15 protein-coding genes are annotated in these 22,145 nt (G+C 72.2%); 13 read left to right on the top strand and 2 right to left on the bottom strand.

The annotated features are described in order from the left end of the window. The 13 genes from IO33_RS0112355 to IO33_RS0112295 are packed head-to-tail and all read left to right on the top strand — an operon-like array spanning window position 1 to window position 20,469. The gene (locus IO33_RS0112355; RefSeq protein ID WP_209438847.1) at window positions 1–960 is read left to right on the top strand and encodes an ABC transporter ATP-binding protein; all 960 of its coding nucleotides are present in this window, start codon (window positions 1–3) and stop codon (window positions 958–960) included. After that, window positions 957–1,781, top strand: coding sequence for an ABC transporter permease (locus IO33_RS0112350; RefSeq protein ID WP_031163696.1), 825 nt, complete (start codon window positions 957–959; stop codon window positions 1,779–1,781). Before IO33_RS0112355 ends, IO33_RS0112350 begins: the two co-directional genes overlap by 4 nt. Next, window positions 1,778–2,623: a thioesterase II family protein gene (locus IO33_RS44095; protein ID WP_078963534.1), complete on the top strand. Its 846-nt coding sequence runs from the start codon at window positions 1,778–1,780 to the stop codon at window positions 2,621–2,623. The genes IO33_RS0112350 and IO33_RS44095 overlap by 4 nt, the downstream gene beginning before the upstream one ends. After that, a complete protein-coding gene (locus IO33_RS0112340; RefSeq protein ID WP_078963532.1) occupies window positions 2,623–7,995 on the top strand; it encodes an SDR family NAD(P)-dependent oxidoreductase in 5,373 nt (1,790 codons plus the stop codon). Before IO33_RS44095 ends, IO33_RS0112340 begins: the two co-directional genes overlap by 1 nt. A gap of 5 nt (window positions 7,996–8,000) precedes the next feature. After that, window positions 8,001–10,868 (top strand): non-ribosomal peptide synthetase, encoded by a 2,868-nt coding sequence (locus IO33_RS53515; protein ID WP_157857838.1) that lies wholly within the window; start codon window positions 8,001–8,003, stop codon window positions 10,866–10,868. Beyond that, entirely contained in the window at window positions 10,772–13,894 is a 3,123-nt protein-coding gene (locus IO33_RS52355) for a condensation domain-containing protein (RefSeq protein WP_280921793.1), read from the top strand. The genes IO33_RS53515 and IO33_RS52355 overlap by 97 nt, the downstream gene beginning before the upstream one ends. Before the next feature lie 54 nt (window positions 13,895–13,948). After that, entirely contained in the window at window positions 13,949–14,218 is a 270-nt protein-coding gene (locus IO33_RS0112325; protein ID WP_031163686.1) for an acyl carrier protein, read from the top strand. Then, a complete protein-coding gene (locus IO33_RS0112320; RefSeq protein WP_051926621.1) occupies window positions 14,218–15,039 on the top strand; it encodes a thioesterase II family protein in 822 nt (273 codons plus the stop codon). The genes IO33_RS0112325 and IO33_RS0112320 overlap by 1 nt, the downstream gene beginning before the upstream one ends. A gap of 17 nt (window positions 15,040–15,056) precedes the next feature. Next, complete coding sequence (locus IO33_RS0112315) at window positions 15,057–15,893, top strand: ABC transporter permease (protein WP_051926620.1); 837 nt, start codon at window positions 15,057–15,059, stop codon at window positions 15,891–15,893. Window positions 15,894–15,928: 35 nt separating this feature from the next. Continuing rightward, window positions 15,929–16,492: a serine O-acetyltransferase EpsC gene (gene epsC, locus IO33_RS0112310; RefSeq protein ID WP_245235765.1), complete on the top strand. Its 564-nt coding sequence runs from the start codon at window positions 15,929–15,931 to the stop codon at window positions 16,490–16,492. Window positions 16,493–16,542: 50 nt separating this feature from the next. Continuing rightward, a complete protein-coding gene (locus IO33_RS0112305) occupies window positions 16,543–17,754 on the top strand; it encodes an ATP-grasp domain-containing protein (RefSeq protein ID WP_157857837.1) in 1,212 nt (403 codons plus the stop codon). A 29-nt stretch (window positions 17,755–17,783) separates the two neighbouring features. Then, a complete protein-coding gene (locus IO33_RS0112300; RefSeq protein ID WP_031163673.1) occupies window positions 17,784–19,028 on the top strand; it encodes an ATP-grasp domain-containing protein in 1,245 nt (414 codons plus the stop codon). Between the two features lie 25 nt (window positions 19,029–19,053). Then, the gene (locus IO33_RS0112295; protein WP_078963581.1) at window positions 19,054–20,469 is read left to right on the top strand and encodes a DUF1266 domain-containing protein; all 1,416 of its coding nucleotides are present in this window, start codon (window positions 19,054–19,056) and stop codon (window positions 20,467–20,469) included. 29 nt (window positions 20,470–20,498) lie between these two features. Here the strand turns inward: IO33_RS0112295 and IO33_RS0112290 are convergent, their stop codons facing one another. Next, the gene (locus tag IO33_RS0112290) at window positions 20,499–21,080 is read right to left on the bottom strand and encodes a Uma2 family endonuclease (RefSeq protein WP_031163667.1); all 582 of its coding nucleotides are present in this window, start codon (window positions 21,078–21,080) and stop codon (window positions 20,499–20,501) included. A 40-nt stretch (window positions 21,081–21,120) separates the two neighbouring features. After that, window positions 21,121–22,104, bottom strand: coding sequence for an SMP-30/gluconolactonase/LRE family protein (locus IO33_RS0112285; protein ID WP_031163665.1), 984 nt, complete (start codon window positions 22,102–22,104; stop codon window positions 21,121–21,123). Window positions 22,105–22,145 lie beyond the last annotated feature (41 nt).

Raw genomic sequence — 22,145 nt, 5'->3', positions numbered from 1 at the left:
GTGGCCGCAGCGATCGAGACCTTCGATCTCGCCAGGTCCTACACCCGCAAGCGAGGCTGGCGGCGGTCCTCCGGCGAGCAGACGGTGGCCCTGCGCGGCGTCGACCTGGAGGTGCGGCAGGGAGAGGTGCGGGGCCTGCTCGGTCCCAACGGTGCCGGCAAGACGACCCTGGTCAAGATTCTCTCCACGGTCCTGCTGCCGACGAGCGGCCGAGCCCTGGTACTGGGGCGCGACGTCGTCGCCCAGCCGGATCGGCTCCGGCCGCACATAGGGATCGTCTTCGGCGGTGAGCGGGGTCTCTACGGGCGCCTGACCGCACGTGAGAACCTCGACTACTGGGCTTCTCTGTACGGGGCCGCGAGCCGGCGGGTGCTCGTCGACCAGTTGCTGGCACGGGTGGGGTTGAGCGACCGGGGCGACATGCAGGTCGATGAGCTGTCGCGCGGCATGAAACAGCGTCTCCATCTCGCCCGGGGGCTCGTGGGCGGCCCGAGCGTGCTCTTTCTCGACGAGCCGACTGTGGGCATGGACCCCGTCTCGGCGCGGGAGTTCCGCAATCTGGTGGGGGAGCTGCAAGCCGACGGGATCACGATCCTCATGACCACCCACGACATGCGGGAGGCGGAGGCGGTCTGCGACCGCGTGACCCTCATCGACCGAGGCCAGGTGGTGGGGACCGAGGCGCCTTCCGAGGTCGGCCGCTGGGTCAGCGCGTACGAGCGCGTCGACGCCCGGGACGTTCCGGCCTCCGTGAAGGAACGGCTGCTGGGGATCAAGGGCGTGATCCGGGTGGACGAACTCCCGGAAGGATGGACGCGGATCGCCACGAACCAGCCCCATGCCGCCGGGGATGTGCTGAGGGCTCTGGTGGACGCCGACGTCACGACGGTGCACACCTCGCTGCCCAGTCTGGAGGACGTGTACCTGGAGCTCGTCGGGAATCGGGGTCTGAGTGTATGAGCGGGATCTCGGTGCGCGAAGGCGTCCTGGCGAGGTGGCTGGGTGTCGGCGTCACGGCGTCACGGATCGGGTTCCGTGAATTCGCCTCGTTCTACACCTGGCGGACCTGGGTCTTCGGCTGGTTCCTCCGTCTGGTCACACAGGTCGTGTTCTTCTCCGCCGTCGGCTCCCTGTCGGGTTCGGGGGAGAGAGTCCGCTACCTGGCCGTGGGGAACGCCTCGGTCATCGTGTGTGTCGAGGCACTCGTCGTGATCACCACCACGGTCCGCGAGCGGGACCAGGGGACGCTGGCTCTGCAGGTGGCGGCGCCGGCCGACTTCGCGCTGACCTACCTCTTCCGCGGTGCGTACTGCCTGCTCATCGGGATCGTCAGCGGCACGCTCGTGTTCGCGCTGGCCACCGTGTTCTTCTCCCTGCCCGCACCGGTCCCGCGGGTGCTGTGCGTCCCCTTCTTCCTCGGCGTGATCGGCGCGTCCGCGTACGGCTGGGGAACGTTCATCGGCGCATGGGTGCTGCGCCGTCCCGGGATGCAGTGGCTGGTGCTCAATCTGTCCTATCTGTCCATGATGGCGTTCTGCGGCGTCAACGTCCCGACCGGTTACTGGCCCAGCGGCATCACCTTCGCGGCCGAACTCCTCCCGCTCACCCACGGGTTGAGGGCCCTGCGCGCGTTGCTGGCGGGGTCCCCGGCATCGGCTGTGCTCCCCGAACTCGGCACCGAAGTGCTGATCGGGGCGTTGTGGCTGGTGGCCGGGGTGGCGGCGCTCAGGTGGGCGATAGCCGGCGAACGCCGTCGCGGGACGATCGAACTCTCGGCATGAAACGGGAACAGACGATGCACGGTGTCACCAAGAAGAGGCCTCTGCTCGTCCGGTTCCCCGGAGCCGGCCCTGCCCGCGTCCACCTGGTGTGCGTGGCCCACGCCGGTGCGGGCGTCGCCCCGTTCAACCGCTGGGCCGATCACCTGCCCTCCTGGGTGTCCCTGATCGCGGTACGGCTGCCCGGCCGGGAGAGCCGGCTGCGGGAGAGCCCCCTCACGTCGCTGGACGCCGCGGCCGGCGAAGTCGCCGGGGAACTCGCCGCCCAGGAAGGCCCGTTGGCTTTCTTCGGGCACTGCTTCGGAGCGGTCCTGGCGTATCGGGCCGCCCGGCTGATGGAACGGACGGGACGCGACGACATCCTGCGTCTGGTCGTCGCGGCGGCACCCGCCCCGGACAGGACGGTCGGCCAGGACACCCACCGGCTCAGCGGTGACGCGCTCTTCCAGCAGCTCGCCCGCTACGGCGCGGTGCAGAACACCGACAGGGGCCGGACCCTGTTCGAGCTCTCGGAACCGGCGATCCGCGCGGACTTCCAGGCCCTGGAGACCTGGCAGCCGGGCGACGAGGCGACCCGGCCGCTGGCCGCCCCGGTCCTCGAAGTGCGCGGCGACAGCGACGAGGTGCTGGAACCCGGCACCGCCGGCTGGTCCCCCTGGACCACCTCGGAGCACCGGCGCCTGACCGTCCCAGGCCCTCATTTCCTCCTCGGCGACGCGGTCGGCGGCCTGCTGGCGGTGATCGCCCGGCAACTGGAGGAGGACCTTTCCCGTGAGCAACCCCGCCCGGCGACCGGGCCGCACCCGGTGCCGTCGAACACGGCGCCCCGTTCCGGAGGTATCTGATGAGTCGCGCGGCAGAGGATGACCGCATAGCAGTGATCGGGCTGGCCGGTCGTTTCCCCGGGGCCCCCGACGCCGAGACGTACTGGGCCAATCTCCTCGACAGCGCCGTCAGTGTCACGGAACTGTCCGACGACATGCTCCGGGCCGCGGGACTGTCCGAGTCGGAGATCGCCGACCCTCATCGCGTCCGGCGGGCACCCCTCCTGGACGACGTCGCCGGCTTCGACGCCGGTCTGTTCGGATTCGGCTCCCGGGAGGCCGAACTGAGAGACCCGCAGCAGCGCGTGTTCCTGGAGGTGGTGTACGGCGCCCTGGAGGACGCGGCGGTCGATCCGGCATGCGCGGGCTCCGTCGGAGTCTTCGCCGGCGGCGCGACCAACCGCTACGCCGAGCTGAACGTGCGCAGGAACGCCACCGCGGTCAGAAGTTACGGCGAAGTGGGCATCCAGGCGGGAAACCACAACGACTACATCGCCACCATCGCCTCCTACAAACTCGACCTGCGCGGACCCGCGCTCACCGTCGCCACCGCGTGCTCCACCTCGCTCCTCGCCGTACACCTCGCCTGCCAGGCGCTGCGCAACGGGGAGTGCGACGTGGCCGTGGCGGGCGGCGTCCAGCTGGAACTCCCGCACGGCGGCGGTCACCGGTGGGTACAGGGCGGGATCTTCTCCCGGGACGGTCTGTGCCGCCCCTTCGACGCGGCGGCCGACGGGACGATCTTCGGTGACGGGGCCGGCGCGGTGGTGCTCAAACCGCTGCAGGACGCGCTGCGCGACGACGACCGGGTCATGGCGGTGATCCGGGGTTCCGCCGTGAACAACGACGGCAACCGCAAGGCGGGCTTCGCGGCTCCGAGCGCCGAAGGACAGTTCGCCGCGGTGTACGAGGCCCTCGCCGTGTCCGGCGTGGACGCGTCGGAGGTGGGATACGTCGAGGCGCACGGCACCGGGACCGCGTTGGGCGATCCCATCGAGACGCAGGCACTGACCCGCGCCTTCCGTGCCTTCACCGACCGGTCCGGCTACTGCCTGCTCTCCTCGGTCAAGGGCAACATCGGGCACCTCGGACCGGCCTCCGGCATCGCGGGCCTCATCAAGGCCGTGCTGGCCGTCCAGCGCGGCATCGTTCCCGGCACCGCGAACTTCACCTCCCCGAACCCGCTGATGGAGTTGGAGTCGACCCCCTTCCACGTCCGCGCCGAGGCCGCTCCGTGGCACACTCCCGGCTCCCGCATCGCGGGCGTCAGCTCGTTCGGCATCGGTGGTACGAACGTCCACGTCCTGGTGGAACAGCCGCCGGACCGTCCGGCCCCCCGGCCGGCGTCGTACCGGCCCGCGGTGGTGCTGCCGCTCGCGGCGGCCTCGTCCGACTCGCTGGAGGCGATGGCCCGGCAGCTGTCGGAGCACCTGTCGCAGGAGCGGCCCGCCCCGGCAGCCGTGGCCCGTACCCTGCAGCGCCGGCCGCTGCGCCACCGGCATCGCCTCGCCGTGGTGGGAGGGGACACCGACGCGCTGGCCGAGGCACTGGCCGACGCCCCCGTGAGCGGCGCCGCGCAGACGGCCGGCGGGGCGGTGTTCATGTTCCCCGGACAGGGGGCGCAGCACCCGGAGATGGCCCGCGAACTCCACGCCCGGGAACGGGTGTTCCGGGACGCGTTCGACCAGTGCCTGGACCTGTTCGGGACACCGACGGCGACCGCGCTGCGCGAGGTGCTCCTGGGCGGCGCGCCGGACGCGGCGGAACGACTGCGCGACACCTCCGTGACGCAGCCCGCCCTCTTCGCCGTCGAATGGGCGCTGTCCCGGCTGCTGGACTCCTGGGAGATCCGGCCGGTGGCCATGGTCGGGCACAGCGTGGGCGAGATCACCGCCGCCGCGCTCTCCGGGGTGTTCAGCCTGCGGGACGCGGCCCGCCTGGTGGTCAGGCGGGGTGAGCTGCTCGCCGCCACACCGGCCGGTGCCCTGGTCGGGCTTCCGGTCTCCGCCGACGAGGCGGCCCGCCTCACGGAGGGCTACGACGTGTGGGTGAGCGCCGACAACGGGGTGCGCTCCTGCACGGTGGGCGGCTCCACGGAGGCCGTCGCGGAGCTCACCGCCAGGCTGGCCCGGTCCGGGCGGCGCTGGATCGGGCTGGACGTGGACCGGGCCTTCCACACCCCGCTGACCGAGCACGCCGCGGCGGAACTGGAGCGGTTCGTGGCGGGGATGAGCCTGAACCGGCCGCGGATTCCCTGGGTTTCGGATGTCACCGGCCGGTGGATCACCGACGAGGAGGCACAGGACCCCGCCTACTGGGGCCGGCACCTGCGCTGTCCCGTCCGGTTCCGCGAGGCCCTGGAGCACGCGGCCGGGGTGGAGGACGGCGTACTGGTCGAAGTGGGTCCCGGGCAGACGCTCACGCAGCTGGCCCGCCGCGCCCCGCAGGTCGTGGCCCGCCGTCGGCGCCCGGTGGCCTGTCTGCCGCCGGCGGGCGGGAGGCCGGCACCGCTGGAGACGCTGTACCGGGCGGTCGCGGCACTGTGGCAGTCGGGTGTCGACGTCGCCTGGCGGGCGCTCACCGAGGACGAGCGACACGAGCCGATCCCCCTGCCCGGTTACGTCTTCGACCGCACGCCCTTCTGGATCTCCCCCGACCCGGTGGAGGACCGCCGCCCGGACGACGCGGCCCCCGCGCGGCAGGCCGCCGGCCCGACCCGGGGCCGCATCACCGTGCCCGTGTGGCAGGAGGCGCCCCGCGTACCGCAGGAACCCGTCCGGGGCCGGCGCTGGCTGGTGGTCACCGACGACGCCGGGGCGGCGGCCCCGCTCCTCGACCAGCTGTCCGACGCGGGTGTCCACGCGATGCTGGTGAAGGCGGACGAGCAGGCACCGCACCGGGTGAGTGAGGACCTCGTCGCCGAGCTCGGCGCCGCCACCGAGCCCCTGGAGATCGTGCACCTCCTGCTGCAGGGGGCCCCGCCCGCGAAGCCGGGGTCCGAGGCCTGGTGCGAGCACTGGCTGGACCGCGGCTACCGCTCCGTCCAGGCGGTCGTCCAGGACCTGGCGCGTCACTGCCCGGCCGAGCGGCCGGTCCGCCTCACCGTGCTGGCCGACCGGCTGTGGGACGTGTCGGGCACCGAACCGCTCGACGCCGCCAAGGCGCCGGTGGTCTCCCTGCTGCACACGGCGACCAGGGAGATCAGCGGGCTGCGCGCCCGCGTGATCGACGTACCGGGAGCGCCGGGACGGCACGATCGCGCCACCAGCCGGTCGCTGGCCCTGCTGCTGTGCGGGGACGACGGCGCCGTGATGGACCGGACCGCGCTGCGCGGCACGCGCCGCTGGACCCCGTCCTACGCCGACATCGACGAGGACGACCTGCTGGCGGCGGCACACGAGGCCACCGCCGACGGGGTCTGGCTCATCACCGGTGGCCTCGGCGCCCTCGGACTGGTGGCCGCCGAACGGCTCGGTGCCCTGGGGCAGGTCAAGCTGGCTCTCCTCGGCCGGAGCGGACTTCCCGATCGGCGGCGGTGGACGGACCCGGCCGGCCTGACCGAGGACCAGCGCTCGGCGGTCGCCGCCGTCTCCCGGCTGGAGCGGGCCGGCTGCACCGTGCTGCCCCTGGCGGCGGACGTCTGCGACCGTCCCTCACTCGGCGCCGCCGTGGACCGGATCCGAGCCGAACTGGGCCCGGTCAAGGGCGTGGTGCACGCCGCCGGAGTCGCCGGTGGCGGCATGCTCGCCGTCAAGGATCCCGGCTCCGCCGAGCGGGTGCTGCGCCCCAAGACCATCGGCACCGTACTGCTGGACGAACTCCTCGGTGACGAGCCGGAGACGTTCATCCTGTTCTCCTCGGTCGCCGCGATCACCGGCCAGCTGGGCCTGGGGGACTACGCGGCCGCCAACGCCTTCCTGGACGCCTTCGCCCACGAGCGCGCCCGCCGCCGTCCGGGGCGCACGGTCTCGGTGAACTGGCCCTCCTGGGACGGCGCGGGCATGGCCGTACGGGCCGAGTCAGAGCGCTCCGGACCGCGCCCGCAGGAGCAGGGCGCCGCACGTGTCGTGGTCGAGCCCGTCGCCGCGGAGTCCGACGAGAGCCACGCCTTCCTGGCGCGGGTCACGCCGGACGCCTGGCTGGTCGACGAACACAGGATGGGCGACACGCCCGTGCTCCCCGGTACGGGGTTCCTCGAACTCCTGCTGCGCGCCGTCGGCCTGGTCCGGCCGGGGCCCGTCCGCTGCACGGACGTGACCTTCACGGCGCCGCTCGCGGTGGTGCGTCCGACGGCGCTGACCGTGCGTTTCACTCCCGCGGCCGACGGCTGGCGGTTCCGCATGACGACGCTCACCGCGTCGGGCGAGACCGTCGTACACGCGACGGGCGGGGTGAGCGCGGAGGACGGCGACGTGCCACGGCACGACCTGTCCGCACTGCGGGCAGCCCACCCGGCGCACGCCGAAGGGCCCCGCTTCAACGACGGCTCCGGGCTGATGACCGTGGGGGAGAGGTGGTTCAACGTCACCAGCGTCAGGACCGGTGCCGCCGGCACGCTGGCCGAGCTGGCCCTGTCCGGCCCCTTCCGCCGGGACACCGAGGACCACCTGCTGCATCCGGCGCTGCTGGACTGCGCGACCTCCTTCGTGGTGCCGCTGCCCGAGGGGACCAACGCCCTTCCGTTCGCCTACCAGAGCCTGGTGGTGCGGGACCGGCTGCCCGCCTCGGTGACCGCCCTGGTGCGCGAGCGTCGGCAGGAGGGCCGGGGCACGTTGCTGCGGGACGTGTCCCTGATCGATGCCTCGGGACGTGAGATCGTCACCGTCTCCGGGTTCACGCTGCGCCGCGTCGAGCGCGCGGCGGCCACGGACGCGGTGCGGGGCGCCCTGGACAGCGGGGGAGCACGCGCCCAGGAGCCGGCCCCGCTGCGTTCGTCGGGCGTCGCCCGGGACTCGTTCCTGGACGTGGAGACCGGCGGCCGGCTGTTCGACGCCTTCCTGGCCGTGGACCGCGGCCCGCAGGTGATCATCGCGCCGGAGGGGCTGACGGAGAAGCTGCGCAGGGCCGACGACTACACGGCCGCGTCGATGACGTCCGCGGCACGGCCGGGCGGGCCGGGTGCGGCACCCGCCGCCCTCCCGGCGACGGACGCGGCACCGGCCGCAGCGGGCGGCAGCGAGTTCGCCGACCGGCTCACCGCGTTGTGGTCGGAGGTGGTCGGTGCCCCCAGCGGACCGGACGACGACTTCTTCGAAGCGGGCGGTGACAGCCTCGCCGCGGTCCAGTTGGTGGAGCGCATCAGGGTGGAGCTCGACGTGGAACTGCCGATGGCTGTGCTCTTCGACCACCCCACGCTGGCCGAACTGCTCACCGAGGCGGAGCGCAGGAGGTGACCGGCATGGAATCCGCGACGCCGGGGGCCGCCGGGGTGCCGACGCCGGGTGCCGACGGGATGACGCGGGGCGGTCCGAGCCACCGGGCCCAAACGCTCCACGGCCTGGTCGCCGAGCAGGTGGCGCGCACCCCGGACGCCGTCGCCGTCGAGGACGGGACCGGGAGCCTGACCTACCGCCGGCTGTGGGCGGACAGCGAGCGGCTCGCCGCCGGCCTGCTGGACCTGGGCACCGAGCCCGGTGATGTCGTCGCCGTGGTGATGCCGCGCGGTACCCGGGTGGTCACCGCTCTGCTGGCCGTCCTGCGGGCCGGCGCGGCGTATCTCGCGCTCGACCGGGACCAGCCGGCCGCCCGCACCCGGGGCATGCTGGAGGACGCCCGGGCGAAGCTCGTCGTGGTGGAGGACGGCGACGATCTGGCCGCCGTTCCGGTGGGCAGCCGGGTCGTGCCGTTCACCGCACTGCACCGCGCCGCGCCCGGCCCCCGCACCCTTCCCGACGTACCGGAACAGGCGGCCGCCTACGCCGTCTTCACCTCCGGCTCGACCGGGCGCCCCAAGGGGGTGCTCAACGAGCACGGGGCCATCGTCGACAAGATCAGGTGGCTGGCGGACCGGCTGCCCCTGGACACCGGCGATGTCGCCCTGCACAAGACCGCCTACACGTTCGACTACTCGGTGTGCGAGGTCTTCTGGACCCTGGCGTGCGGTGCGCGGCTGCGTGTCGCGCCGCCGGGAGCGCAGGCGGACCCTGTGAGGCTCGTACAGGAGATGCGCCGTTCCGGGGTGACGGTGGCCCAGTTCGTGCCCTCCATGCTGTCGGTTCTCATGGAGGAACCGGACTTCCGCGCGCTGGACCGGCTGCGCGTCCTCGTCGTCGGCGGCGAGGCGCTCCCCGAGGAACTCCTCGCCGGCCTGCGCACGTGGTCGGCGGCGCGGGTGGTCAACCTCTACGGGCCGGCGGAGTGCTCGGTCTTCGCCACCTGCTGGATCCACGAGCCCGGTGACGAAGCCGGCGCCGTCAGCATCGGCACGCCCGTCGCCGGCACCCGGATCGACATCCGGGACGAGGCGGGACGCCCGGTCGGGGCCGGGCAGAGCGGCGAACTGTGGATCGGCGGCCCCGGCGTCGGCCGTGGCTACCTGGGCCGGCCCGAACTGACCCGGCAGGCCTTCCTCCCCGACCCCGCGCGGCCGGGCGCCCGCTGGTACCGGACGGGTGATCTGGTGCGGCGCGGCCCCGACGGCGCACTGGAGTACATCGGGCGCCTCGACGACCAGGTCAAGGTGCGCGGCCAGCGGATCGAACCGGCGGAGGTACGGCAGCAACTGCTGGAGGCGCTGGACGTGCAGCAGGCCGCCGTGCTGCCGGTGCGGGACGCGGTGGGCGGGGTGCGGCTGGCCGCCTTCCTCGTCGACCCCGCCGGCGAACTGCCCGGCGTACGGGAGATCCGCGCGCGGCTCGACGAGCGGCTGACCCCCGGCATGATGCCGTCATGGATCAAGGTGGTCGGACAGCTTCCGATCGCGTCCTCGGGCAAGCTCGACCGGTCGGCCCTGCTGGCGCTCCTGGAGACGCGTGAGCCGCCCGCCCCGCACCCGCCGGCCGGTGACCGTGTCGAGGAGTTCGTGCTGCGGCTGTGGCGGGAGCTGCTGGCGGACGGCGCAGCCGGGCCCGACGACGACTTCTTCGCCGGCGGCGGTGACTCCCTGATCGCGGCGCGGATGCTGGTGCGGATCAGGGACGAGCTGGGGGTGGAGGTCCGGATCGGCGATCTGCTGTCCGAGCCCACGGTCCACGGCATGAGCGAACGCATCCGAACAGCGGCCGGCCCTCGGCACCCGGCGGGTGGTCCAGGGCGTCCGGTGGACGAACCAGGGCACTTGGCGGGCGAGCCAGGGCACCTGGCGGACGGACCGGGGCTCCCGGCGGACGGTCCAGGGCACTTGGCGGACGGACCTCGGCACCTGGCGGGCGGTCCGGGGCTCCCGGTGGACGAGCCGGGGCATTCGGCGGATGGTCCGGGGCACTTGGCGGGCGGGTGTCGCCGCCCGGCGGGCGGTCCAGGGCATTCGGCGGATGGTCCCCGGCGCCCGGCGGACGGCCCGGGGCACTTGGCGGACGGCCCGGGGCACCGCGGAGGGGTCTCGGCGCCCGGCGGGCGGTCCAGGGCATTCGGCGGATGGCCCGGGACACTTGGCGGACGGGCCGGGGCACTTGGCGGACAAGCCGGCGCACCCGGCGGATGGGCCTCGGCACTTGGCGGACGTGGTTCGACACCCGGCGGACGGTGGAGGGTGTTCGGCGGAGGGGTCTCGGCGCCCGGCGGGCGGTCCAGGGCATTCGGCGGATGGCCCGGGACACTTGGCGGACGGGCCGGGGCACCCGGCGGACGGGCCCCGGGGCACCCGGCGGACGGGCCAGGGCATCTGGCGGACGGGCCTCGGCACTTGGCGGACGTGGTTCGGCACCCGGCGGACGGTGGAGGGCGTTCGGCGGAGGGGTCTCGGCGCCCGGCGGGCGGTCCAGGGCATTCGGCGGATGGTCCACGGTTCCCGGCGGACGGGCCTCGGCGGACGGGCCTCGGCACCTGGCGGACGGTCCACGGCTCCCGGCGGACGGGCCTCGGCACCTGGCGGACGGTCCACGGCTCCCGGCGGACGGGTCTCGACCCCCGGCGGAGGGCCCACGCCTCCCGGCGGAGGGCCCACGGCTCCCGGTGGGCGAGGCGGCTCCGTTGTCGGTGGCCCAGCGGCGGCTGTGGCTGTCCGAACAGGTGGCACCGGGGCAGGTCGACTACAACGTCGTCGACGTGTGGACCCTGTCGGGCCCGCTCGACACCCCCGCCCTCGAAGCCGCCGTACGCGATGTGATGGCCCGGCACGACGCCCTGCGCATCACCGTCCACGACACGGACAGCGGCCCCGTCCAGCGGGTGCACCCGCTGCCCCTGTCCCAGCTTGAGGTCCTGCCGGGCCCCTTGGGCGCCGACGCCGCCCGGGAAGCGGTGCGGCGGGTGGCATGCACCGCCTTCCGTACCGGCTCCGGACCGCTCGTGCGCTGTGTCCTGGTGCCGCGGGGTGCGGAGCGCCACCAACTGGTGGTGGCGGCCCACCACTTGGTCATGGACGGCTGGTCGGCGGAGATCTTCTGGGCGGACCTGTCGCGCTGCTACGCGGCCCGCAGGAACGGTGACGGTCCCGGTCCGAGCCCCGCCGCCCTGTCCTTCGCCGAGCACAGCAGACGCTCCGCCACCCGGCCGGTGCCACCGGAGCAGCGCGCCTACTGGAAGCGCACGCTGGAGGACCTCCCCGCACCGTTGCGCCTGCCCATGGGGCCGCCGTCCGCGGCGCCCAGGATCGAACGGAGCACGCGCACCATCGAAGCGGACACGGCGGCACGGATCGACTGGCTGGCCAGGCGCGTCCGCGCGACCCCCGTCGCGGTGCTGCTCGGCTGCTTCGCCACCCTGCTCGGCAGATGGTCGGGTACGACCGACCTGGTGCTCGGCGCGCCGCTCAGCGGCCGCACGGAGGCCGACGTGCACGACACCGTGGGCTTCTTCAACGCCACCGTCCCGCTGCGGCTGGCCGTCCCGGACGGCGCCTCACCGGACGAGCGGGTGCGGCGCGCCCACCGGACGCTCGTGGACGCCCAGCTGAACCAGGACGTGGCGTTCGACGACATCGTCGCGCTGAGCAGCGCATCCGGACACGGGCGGGGACCGCTGTTCTCCGTCTGGTTCAACGCACTGAGCTACCCGCGGCGCGGGCTTCGCCTGGACGGCGTGCACACCGCACGCGAGGTGGCGCCGCTGCCCGGCCTGCCGTTCGACCTGTCGCTGTACCTCGCTCCCCGGGACGGGGAGATCGACCTGGACCTGGCGTTCGACGCCACGCGTCTCGCGCCGCCGTGGGCCGGGGAACTGCTGGACCAGCTGGTGGAGACCGTGACGGACTGGGTGCGCCGGCCTCAGCCCGGTCCGTCCCGCCCGGCGCCCCGGGTGATACCGGGGCCCGCCGAACCGCCGCCGGTGCGGGCCCATGGCTCCCAGCTGCTGGAGCGGGTCTTCGGCCACCGGCGGGGGTCGGTCGCGGTCGTCGACGAGCAGGGAACGTGCACGTACGGAGAGCTCACCGAACGCGTCGAGGCGCTGGCCGGGAAGCTCACCCGGGAAGGGCTGACCCCGGGGCAGCTGGTGGAGATCCGGGAGGCCCACGGCCGGGACCTGCCGGCCGCGATCCTGGCGGTGTGGCGGGCGGGCGGCATCTGTATGCCGACCGACCCGCAGGCACCGGCGGCCTGGCAGGACGGCCTCAGCGCCGCGGCCCGGCCCCACTGGCTCGTACGGTGCGGGGCGCGGGGGCCGAGCGTACGGGCCGTCGACCCGGGCGCCCCGTTGCCGCAGCAGCGCGTCGGCGCACCGGCACCCACCCGTGGCGCTCCCTGGTACGTGCTGCCGACCTCCGGATCCACCGGCCGGCCCCGCCTGGTCCTCGGCACCGACACCCCCCTGGTCGCCTTCCTCGACTGGTGGTCGGCACGGTTCGGCATCACCGCGCAGGACCGGTTCTCCGTCCTGTCGGGACGGTCGCACGACCCTCTGCTGCGGGATCTCCTCCTCCCGCTGTGGAACGGAGGCACCGCCGTCGTCCCGGGGCCGCGGACTCGGCTCGACGGGACGCGGCTGGTGCACTGGTTGGCCCGCCACGAGATCACGGTCGTGCACCTGACTCCGCCGGTCGGTGCGCTGATCGCGGGTGCGGCCGGGACCGCGAGGACACCCCTGACATCCGTACGCCTGGCCTGCTTCGGCGGTGACGTGCTGACGCCGGCCATCGCCGGCGCCTGGCACCGTGCCGCTCCCCGCTCCAGGACGGTGGTCGTGTACGGCACGACCGAGACCCCCCAGGCGGCGAGCCTGCACGAGCACGGCCCGGTCGACGGTGGCGAGGGCTGCCTGGGGGCAGGGGCGGTCGAGGCGCAGCTGCTCGTGGTCGACCCGGACGGCAGTCCTGTGCCGGTCGGCCACCTGGGGGAGATCGCCGTTCGCAGCCCCCTGCTCACCCTCGGGTACCTGGACGAGCCGGAGGCCACGATGCGGTCGTACCGGCCCGACCCGGAGGGCGACCCCGCACGCGCACTGTTCAGAACGGGGGACCTCGGCCGGCTTCGCTGGGACGGGACCGTGTCGTTCGTGGCGCGCAGCGAATCCCTCGTGAAGGTACGCGGAAACCGGGTGTCGCCGACGCAACTGGCCGGCGAGGTGCGCGCTCTGCCGGGTGTCGCCCAGGCCGTCGTCGGGCCCGACGACTCCTCCGGTACGACTCGACTGGTCGCCCATGTGATGCCGGAGCCGGGTGCCTCGCTCTCGGGCGACGACGTCATGGCGGCCCTGGCGCGGCGACTCCCGGCCGGTCACCTGCCGGAGGACGTACGCATCGTCGGGGAGTTCCGCCTCACCCACCACGGCAAGCTCGACCCGAGCGGGTTCGACCTTCCCGGCGCGCAGTCTTCCCCCGCGCCACCCGCGCCACCCGCGCCACCCCCGGGCCACGGCCGCGGCCGGAGCGAGCTGGAACACGACCTGCGCCGGTTGTGGGGCCGGGCGCTCGACAGACCCGTGCGGGACCTCGACGACAACTTCTTCGACCTGGGCGGGAGTTCACTGAGCGCGGTGCGCCTGCAGGCACTCATCCGCACGGAACTGGGCATCGAGGTCTCTCCGCTTCTCGTCTTCGAGCATTCGACCGTGCGGCGGCAGGCCGAGGCACTGGAGCGGCAGGGCGACCGGTCCGACGCGGGCGCGGCCACATCCCCCGCCGGGGCCGGCGGTGACGCCCGATCCCGGCGCAAGGCCGCACGGGCCGGGATCGACGCCCTGTCCCCACGCTCCTGACCGGTCTTCCGAGTCCTTCGAGCCCTTCGAGTCCTTCGAGAGGAATCCCACCCCATGGACACTCCGCAGGCAGCCCACGACCGTGACATCGCGTGGCGCATCGGACGGCAGGTCCGGTCGCTCCTGGCGGTGCCGGACGCACTGACGGACGACGAACTGGCCTGGGCCGACCTCTTCGACCACGGCCTGACGTCGAAGGAGGCCCTCGTCCTCGTCGCGTGGCTCAAGGACGAGTTCGGGGTGGACGTCCAGCCCCGGGTGGTGTGGGGCGATCCCTATGTGGCGGCCCTGACCGAGTTGGTCGCCTCAGGAGGCAACGGCTGATGAGCGGTCCGGCCGGCAGCGGCGGGACAGGTGTGCCCGGCACGCCCTGGCTGCGCGTCCCCGATCACGCGGAAGGCCGTATCCGCCTCTTCTGCTTCCCGTTCGCCGGAGGGGGCGCGGCGGCGTACCGGCCCTGGGTCCCCCTGCTGGCGGACGTGGCGCAGGTGCTGCCGCTGCACCTGCCCGGCCGGGAGGCGCGACGGCGGGAGGCGCTGGTCCGCGACATCGACGTGATGGCCCGTGCGGTGGCCGACGCCCTGGCACCGTGGTGCCGGGAGCCGTACGCCTTCTACGGGCACAGCATGGGCGCGCTTCTGGCCCACCGCACGGTCGCCGTGCTGCAACGGCGAGGGCTGCCGTTGCCGGCGCTCCTGTTCGCGGCCGCCCGCCGGCCGCCGCACATGCCGCCCGACCTTCCGCTGGTGCATCCGCTGAACAGGCGGGAACTGGCGGCGAAAATGCGGAACCTGGGCGCCACCCCGGAACGGATCCTGGAAGACGAAGCCCTGCTCGACATCTTCCTGCCCGTCCTGCGGGCGGACTTCGAGATGGGGGAGACGGCTTCGCCGTGGAGGACCGACGCTCCGCTCGCCGTGCCGATCGTCGCGATGGGAGGGCAGTGCGACGGCGTCCGGCGCGCGGAGCTGTCGGACTGGCGGCTTCACACGTCGAAGTCCTTCGCCTGCCGCATGTTCGCCGGGGGCCACTTCTTCCACCTGGAACACCCGGAGGCCGTCACGGCGGGTGTGCGGCAGTTCCTGGCACCTGACCCGAGGACTCTTTCGGCCTTGGCACAATCCGGCCATTCCATCAAGGAATAGCGCTCCCGTATCGTGGAATGGGCCTGCGGAACATCACTGACGTCCGGACGATGGCGATTACAGGCAAGGAATCGGAGCTGCGCGGCATGAACGAGGTCATCGCAGGGGGGCGGTTGCAGTTCCGGCTCTTTCGGCGCAGTGCCGGTCAGCTGCAGATTTTCGCCACCATACCGCTCTTCACCGCCATCCTTCTGTCGACGGTCAGATGGGCGGGGAATCCCGACATGGAATCCTATGCCGCCATAGCACCGGCGCTCATGGGGGTATGGCTGGTTTCACTGGACCTGGCAGGATCGGCTATCGACGCGGAGCGCACCAACGGGACTCTCGAACTTTTCCTGTCCGCCCCCGCACGGTTCACCTTCATGATAGGCGGCCGCGTGGCCGTCATATCGTCGCTGTTCTTCCTGATGTTCGCCGAGTCCTGGACGACCGCCCGAGTGGTCTTCGATGCCGACATCTCGGTCTACCATTTCTGGCCGCTCGTCATGACCTTGGCCGCCACCGCACTGGCCACGTTCGGAGTCGCCACCTCGCTGTCGGCGATGTTCGTGGTGGCGAGGTCGGCGCGTGTCTACGCCAATGCTCTCGGGTACCCCTTCTATCTGCTCTCCGGGGTGATGGTGCCCGTTTCCTCGCTCCCGTCCTGGCTGCATCCGGTGAGCAAGGTGATCTACCTGACCTGGGCGGCCGATCTGCTCAGGTCCACCGTGCGCCCGGACCCCGTGGCCGACCTCGGCGGCAGGCTGACCGCACTGCTTCTGCTGGGGGTGTGCGCCTACGCGGTCGGCCTCCTCGTGGTGGAGAGGCTGCTCCGCCGTCTCAAGCAGGAAGGGACCGTGACCCTCTCCTGAACGAAGCTGGCGTACCCGGCGAAGGGACCGTTGTGGTGAAGGCATGGAGCGCTCGCCTCTCCGAGGACATCGACACGGTGCGAGCCAAGGATCCGTCCGTTGCGTCCGCTGCCGAGGCGCTGCTGCACCCCAGCATGCTCGCCCAGTGGCTGTACCGGCCGGCCCATGCCCTCTATCTGTCGAATCACCGGATCGTGGCGCGCTTGATCAGCCTGGTCGGACGCTGGCTCACCGGGATCGAGATCCACCCGGGAGCCAGCATCGGCCGCCGGTTCTTCGTGGATCACGGCAGCGGTGTGGTGATCGGGGAGACCGCACGGATCGGTGACGACGTGATGGTCTACCACCAGGTCACGCTGGGCTCGGTGGGCTGGTGGCGGGACACGGCGCGGGGGAGGTCGGCGCTCAGGCATCCCGTGGTCGGAAACCATGTGGTGATCGGGGTGGGTGCCAGCATTCTGGGGCCGGTGCATATCGGCGCGCACACGTTCGTGGGCGCTCACTCGGTGGTGACCGTGTCGGTCCCCGACGGATCCCGGATACCGGCGTTGTCGCATGTGACGGCGCGCAGCAGGGACACGTCCCTGGCACAGAACTGACGGAGCGCGGCCCCTTCGGACGGGGCGGTGCGTGGGGAGGGCTGGCTCCAGTGAACGACTTCGAGGGCGTACTCGTCTTTTCCAGGAGGGGCGCGGGTGCGGTACGGGCGGTTGTCGAGGTGCTCCGGGAAAAGGGGCGGCGGCCCGTTCTGGTTTCCGAGCGTCCGGACGACCCGAACCGCGATCTGTGCGACGCGCATCTGGTGATCGACTGGGACGAGCAGGACCTGAAGCACCTCGTCGCCGGCGTGGAAGCGGCCGGTGTGGTGCCGGTCGGAATCGTCAACGTCGTGGAGTCGCTCATGGCGTGGCAGATCGCCGTGGCGCGCCTGTACGGGCTGCCCGGGGGCGAGAAGGCCAGGGAGACGTTTCTGAGCAAGGCCCGGGTCCGCACGGTGATGCGCGACAACGGATACTCCAGCCTCTGGTTCGCCGGCGGATTCGCCGGTTCCTTCCAGGTGGGTTCGGTACCCCGCTACCCGGTCATCGTCAAGCCGGCCAGGGACACCGGGGCGTCCAGGCTGGTGCGAAAGGCGGACACACCCGAGGAGTTGTCCGCAGCCCTGGACACCATCGCCGACGCCGCGGGCGACGAGATGGAGCTGGTCGTCGAGGAGTACATCGAGGGCGTCGAGTTCTCGGTCGACGGACCGGTCGTCGACGGGGTGTTCCACGGGATCTTCGTCGTCGAGAAGACGCAGCACAACGAGCAGCGCCACCACGACGCGGGACTCCGGCTGCATCCGCCGGTGTCGGCGGATGTGACGACCGCCGCCCGTGAACTGACGGGCAAGGTCGGGGCGCTCTGCCGGGATCTGGAGTTCGGCCAGGGCTGGCTGCATGTGGAAGGGCGGGCCGCCGCCGGCGGCGCGGTGGAGCTGGTGGAGATCAACGTCCGCTCCGGAGGCGGCCTCTACCGGGTGGCGACCCGGCACGCATGTCATATCGATCCCGTCGACGTCGTCGTCTCCGTGGCGCTGGGACAGCCGTCCCGCACGCCGCGCGACACACCGCGGGACTGCCGGCTCGCGCTGATTCCGTTCGACGCCGACCGGGTCGGAGACGTGGCGGACATCACTCCGCTGGAAGAAATGAAAGCACTCCCGGGCGTCCTGGACGGCTATGTTCTCGATTCCTATCGGGTGTACTCCCTGGATTACGAGAACTTCGTCGCCGAGTTCCTTGTGCACGGCGATGACGCCGCCCACCTCCTGGACGCCTGTCGGCGAGTGACGAGTGCTTTCTCGTATCGCATCGCCTGAGTAACCCGATCGAAGCCGCGAAGGAAATCATGACTGCACGCACGGTAGTGATCGTCGATCCCTATTCATCCGGGACGCTTCTCGCGTCGGCGCTGCGGGAGGAAGGGTATTCGGTGGTCGCCGTCACGTCGGGTTCATCCATACCCGACCTCTATGTGGACTCGTTCGAGAGTTCCGACTTCGATTCCTGGTTCACGGAAGTCACTCCGGAGCTGGTGAAGGAACTGCGCTCCCTCAACCCCGTCGCCGTGCTGCCGGGTGCGGAGATAGGCGTCGAACTGGCTGATCGCCTGGCGGAACAGCTCACCCCGGACCTTGCCAACGTCCCCTCGCTGTCCTCCGCGCGGCGGCACAAGGGCGCCATGGTCGAGGCGGTCGCGGCAAGCGGTCTGGCGACGATCAGAACGCTGTGCACCGCGACTCCCGAATCGGTGCCGGAATGGATCGCCAGGTCGGGTCTGGAAGGCGCCGACCTCATCCTCAAGCCTGCCAAGTCCGCCGGTACCGACGGCGTCACCATGGCTCCCGGAGGCGCGGGCTGGCGCGAGGCGTTTCACGGCATCATCGGGGCGACGAACTGCCTCGGACTGCGCAACGACGAGGTGGTCGTCCAGGAGTGTGTGACGGGCACGGAGTACGTCATCGACACCTTCTCCGTCGACGGCCGCCATGACATTCTCGATGTGGCCCGCTACGGAAAGGTGAAGAACGCGGGCAACATAGCGGTGTACGAGAGCCTGGAATACGTGTCACCCGAGGTTCCCGAACATGCCGCACTCGCGCGGTACACGCGTGATGTCCTGGACGCCCTGGGGATTCGGTTCGGTCCGGCGCACACGGAGGTGATGCTCACCCCGGCAGGCCCGGTACTCATCGAGACGGGTGCCCGGCTCGGTGGTGGCGGAATGCCGATCAGTGCCGAAGCCGCCACCGGGGACAACGGAATCAGGAGGTTGGTCGAATACCTCGGCGATACTCCCTATGTGCACCGCGACTACGCCCTGCGGCGCGCGGTCATGATTGTCTTCCTGCTCATCCGCGCGGCAGGGCGCATCAAAGGCGCTCACCTCTACGAGGAGATCGAGAAGTTGGTGAGCTGCGGCGGCCTTCATGTGGACGTGCGTGACGGAGACGAGGTGCAGCCGAGCTCCGATCTCGTCCGTTCGCTGAATTACGGCTTCGTGTTCCTCTCCCACGAGGACGCGAAGCAGGTGCATGCCGACTACGCGGCGATTCGGGAGATCGAGGACCGTATTACCATCGAACCCCTGTAGCGGCTGTGTGGCCGCAGTCGTGGTCATGGATACGGGGGACCTGGTGTTCGGCGGACGGAAGCGGGCGGATCGGCGCGAACAGGGCGGAGGAGAAGGGCAGTCGGCCGAACGGTACGTCGTCGGGGAACTCGACGATCACGACGAGGCGCTGCCCGACGTCCCCACGCCCGCCGAGCCCGGCACCTGGCAGGCGCCCGCCGCACTCGAACAGCACCTGTACGAACTGCTGACCCGCCATGCGGCGGTCGACTGGCAGGACGCGGAAGCCGAGGAAGAGGCCCGGGGCGACCTGCAGCTCGCCTACCTGGAGGCACTCGCCGGTGACCTCGTGTACGTGCCGTTCCGGCGCGAGGAGACCTCCCCCGATCCCGGCAAGCGCACCTTCCACGTCTACGACACCCGCGTCGGACGGATCGTCGCCGTCTACACCCGGGGCCTGCTGCCCCGCCCCCACCCGCACCTGGTCTTCGAGGCGTACACCCTGCGCGACCTGGCCGACGACCTGCCCGACGACGTCGCCGGCATCGCCGTCAACAACCAGACGCCCTGCCCCATGCTCATGTCGGCCGACGCGGAGGAGCGCCAGGTATGGCGCGCGCTCCACAACGAGCACTGGGACGAGGACGGCCGCGCCGAGCGGCTCGTCACCCTGCGCACCGGCGCACCGCCCCGCGGCCCGCTCCTGCACGGTCTGGCCCTCGGCGCCCACATGTGCTTCGTCAACGGCGAGGCCTGGAACAACCCGCACTACCACGGTCTGGGTCTGTCCATGGAGCACGAACGGCTCGCCAAGTGGTGGGACGTCACCGACCGGGCCGCATGGCAGGAGATCCAGCGCCGGCTCCTGGAGCGTGATGTCACCCCCTGGTACTGGGAGTTCGTCCTCGACGCGCGCAAGGCCCTCGCTCACCGGCAGCCGGACGGACGGCTGCAGGCGGTCGACCCCACCGCATGGCGCGAGTGCGTCGAGCTGACACTGCGCGAGCGCGCCGCGCACGCCCCGCAGGGGGAGATCGGCCCGGACTGGGAGGAGTTCGTCGCGCACGTGGTGGGCCTGGTCGGCAAGGTGCTGCGCTACGAGGCCAGGTTCCGCGCCGACGGCCTGCTTCCGGCGGACGCCGCGGTGCGTTCGGTCGCTGCCTGGGACATCGGCCGCGCCTCGATGATGGCCCGCTGGGGCTACGGCGCCCGCTTCGCCACCCGCGCCGAGATGCGGGAGGCCGTCGTCGAGGCGAGCGAGGCCGCCCGGTCCGCCCACACCTCGTGGCACGACTTCTCCGCCGGCTACGCCCTGGGCCGCTGCCTGCACTTCGACGACGAGGAGTTCGGCGGCTGGTACCAGGAGATGCTCGCCGCCCACCGGGCCCTGGCCGGCCACCCGGACAGCCCCTGGAACACCGTCCCCTTCCATGTGTCCCGGGGTACGGGGCTCGGCGGCTGACGGCACCCGGCCGGGCCCGGCCCCTTCGGTCATGCGCCGCGCGGCGGGACGAGCTTGTCGAGGTCCAGGCTGATCTCGAACGGCACCGGGCGCGTCAGGGCGCCCCGGAAGATACCGGCGGGCGCATAGGCCCCCGTCGGCTCGTCCAGCTCGTAGACGTGGACGACCGGGGCACCGTGCTCGTCCTCGACACACCAGTAGTGCGGGATGCCGGCCTGGGCGTACTTGCGCAGCTTGACCGTGCGGTCGCGGTGCGCGGACTCGGGGGAGACGACCTCGATGACGAGCTGTACCTCCTCCGGGGCGAACCAGGTGCGATCGCCGTCGAAGTCCGCCTTCGCCAGGAGCAGGTCCGGCTCCGGGCGATTGCGTTCGTCGAGCCTTATGGTCATCTCGCGGCCGACCCGCACATCGGCGGGCGCCTGCTCCATGAGCGCGACGGTGAGCATCGTGATGAGGTGGCCGTGCCACCACCTCTGCGGCGACATCATGAAGACGAGGGCTCCGTCGATCAGCTCGGTGTGGCGGGGCGCCTCGGGGAGGCGGTCCAGGTCCTCCGCGAACCAGCCTTCGTCGCGCGGTGGGCGCATCCAGTCGGGCAGTGCGGTCATGGTTCAACCGTAGCGACTCGGCAGGGCCCCGGCCACGAGATCACATCCCCGTCACCCGGGCCACCGTGAACGGCGTCTCGGGCACCCCCTGTCCCATCGGGCCGCCCTTGTCGAACTGGGAGCGGACGACGAGGAGGCCGTGGCGGTCGCGGGCCAGGGTGGTGGGGACCTGCAGGGCGGGGTCGGTCAGGGTGCGGGTCAGGCGGGCCCTGGTGCCGTCGGGGGAGAGACGCCAGCGGGTGAGGGTGTTGGTCGCGTTGTGCGCCGCCCACAGGGTGCCGTGGGCCAGTTCCAGGCCGTCGCCGTGTTTCAGGTCGCCGCCGTGCAGGGCGACTCGGCGTACGGAGCCGTCGGTCACGCCGACCCGGTACAGGCCGCCGCCCGTCATGTCGACGGCGAACAGCAGGCGCCCGGCGGGGCCGGCGGCGATGCCGTTGAGGGTGTAGGCGTCCGGCGAGTGTGCGGGCACGGCCCCGCTCAGGTCGTAGTGCGCGGTCAGCGGCGCGCGGCCGCCGCGGGCGCGGGCCAGGTCGCCCGGGGTGACGCGGTAGATCAGCGGGCGCGCGCTGTCGGTGGCGTAGGCCGTGCCGTCCGCGGTGATCACGAGGTCGTTCAGGAAGTGCGGGTCGTCCTGCGGTGCCGCGAAGCGGGCCAGCAGGGAGCGGTCGCGCAGATCGTAGACGTCGATCCCGGTGGTGTGGTCGATGACCCACAGCCGGCCTTCCCGGTCGGCCTTCAGGCCGTTGGCGGTGGTCCGGCCGTCGGTGCCGGCCGGCAGGAAGACCTCGGCCGCGCGGCTGCCGGCGGCGGCGCGGTAGATCGCGCCGTCCGTGAAGGAGCCGACGTACGCGTCGCCCGTGCGGGGGTCGAGGGCGATGCCCTCGGGGTAGGCGCGCTCGTCGGGGAGGGTGAAAGCGGTGGAGATGCGCGGGCCGGGGGCCGCGCTCGCCGTGGGCGCGGCGACGGCCACGGCCGCCGCGGCGGCGCCGGTCAGGAAGGTACGGCGGTGGATCGAACGGGACACGGCGGTGCCTCTCGGTTCGGCTACTCACTCTATGACGACCA

The organism is Streptomyces durhamensis, assembly GCF_000725475.1.
Classification (GTDB): domain Bacteria; phylum Actinomycetota; class Actinomycetes; order Streptomycetales; family Streptomycetaceae; genus Streptomyces; species Streptomyces filipinensis.
The sequence above is the reverse complement of the archived record's forward strand: the minus strand, read 5'-3'. Positions and strand labels throughout refer to the sequence as shown.

Coding starts and splice junctions, on each gene's coding strand:
- IO33_RS0112350 (WP_031163696.1), top strand. CDS start 957: ATGAGCGGGATCTCGGTGCGCGAAGGCGTCCTGGCGAGGTGGCTGGGT.
- IO33_RS0112325 (WP_031163686.1), top strand. CDS start 13,949: ATGGACACTCCGCAGGCAGCCCACGACCGTGACATCGCGTGGCGCATC.
- IO33_RS0112340 (WP_078963532.1), top strand. CDS start 2,623: ATGAGTCGCGCGGCAGAGGATGACCGCATAGCAGTGATCGGGCTGGCC.
- IO33_RS0112315 (WP_051926620.1), top strand. CDS start 15,057: ATGGGCCTGCGGAACATCACTGACGTCCGGACGATGGCGATTACAGGC.
- IO33_RS0112300 (WP_031163673.1), top strand. CDS start 17,784: ATGACTGCACGCACGGTAGTGATCGTCGATCCCTATTCATCCGGGACG.
- IO33_RS0112320 (WP_051926621.1), top strand. CDS start 14,218: ATGAGCGGTCCGGCCGGCAGCGGCGGGACAGGTGTGCCCGGCACGCCC.
- IO33_RS53515 (WP_157857838.1), top strand. CDS start 8,001: ATGGAATCCGCGACGCCGGGGGCCGCCGGGGTGCCGACGCCGGGTGCC.
- IO33_RS0112290 (WP_031163667.1), bottom strand. CDS start 21,080: ATGACCGCACTGCCCGACTGGATGCGCCCACCGCGCGACGAAGGCTGG.
- IO33_RS0112295 (WP_078963581.1), top strand. CDS start 19,054: ATGGATACGGGGGACCTGGTGTTCGGCGGACGGAAGCGGGCGGATCGG.
- IO33_RS44095 (WP_078963534.1), top strand. CDS start 1,778: ATGAAACGGGAACAGACGATGCACGGTGTCACCAAGAAGAGGCCTCTG.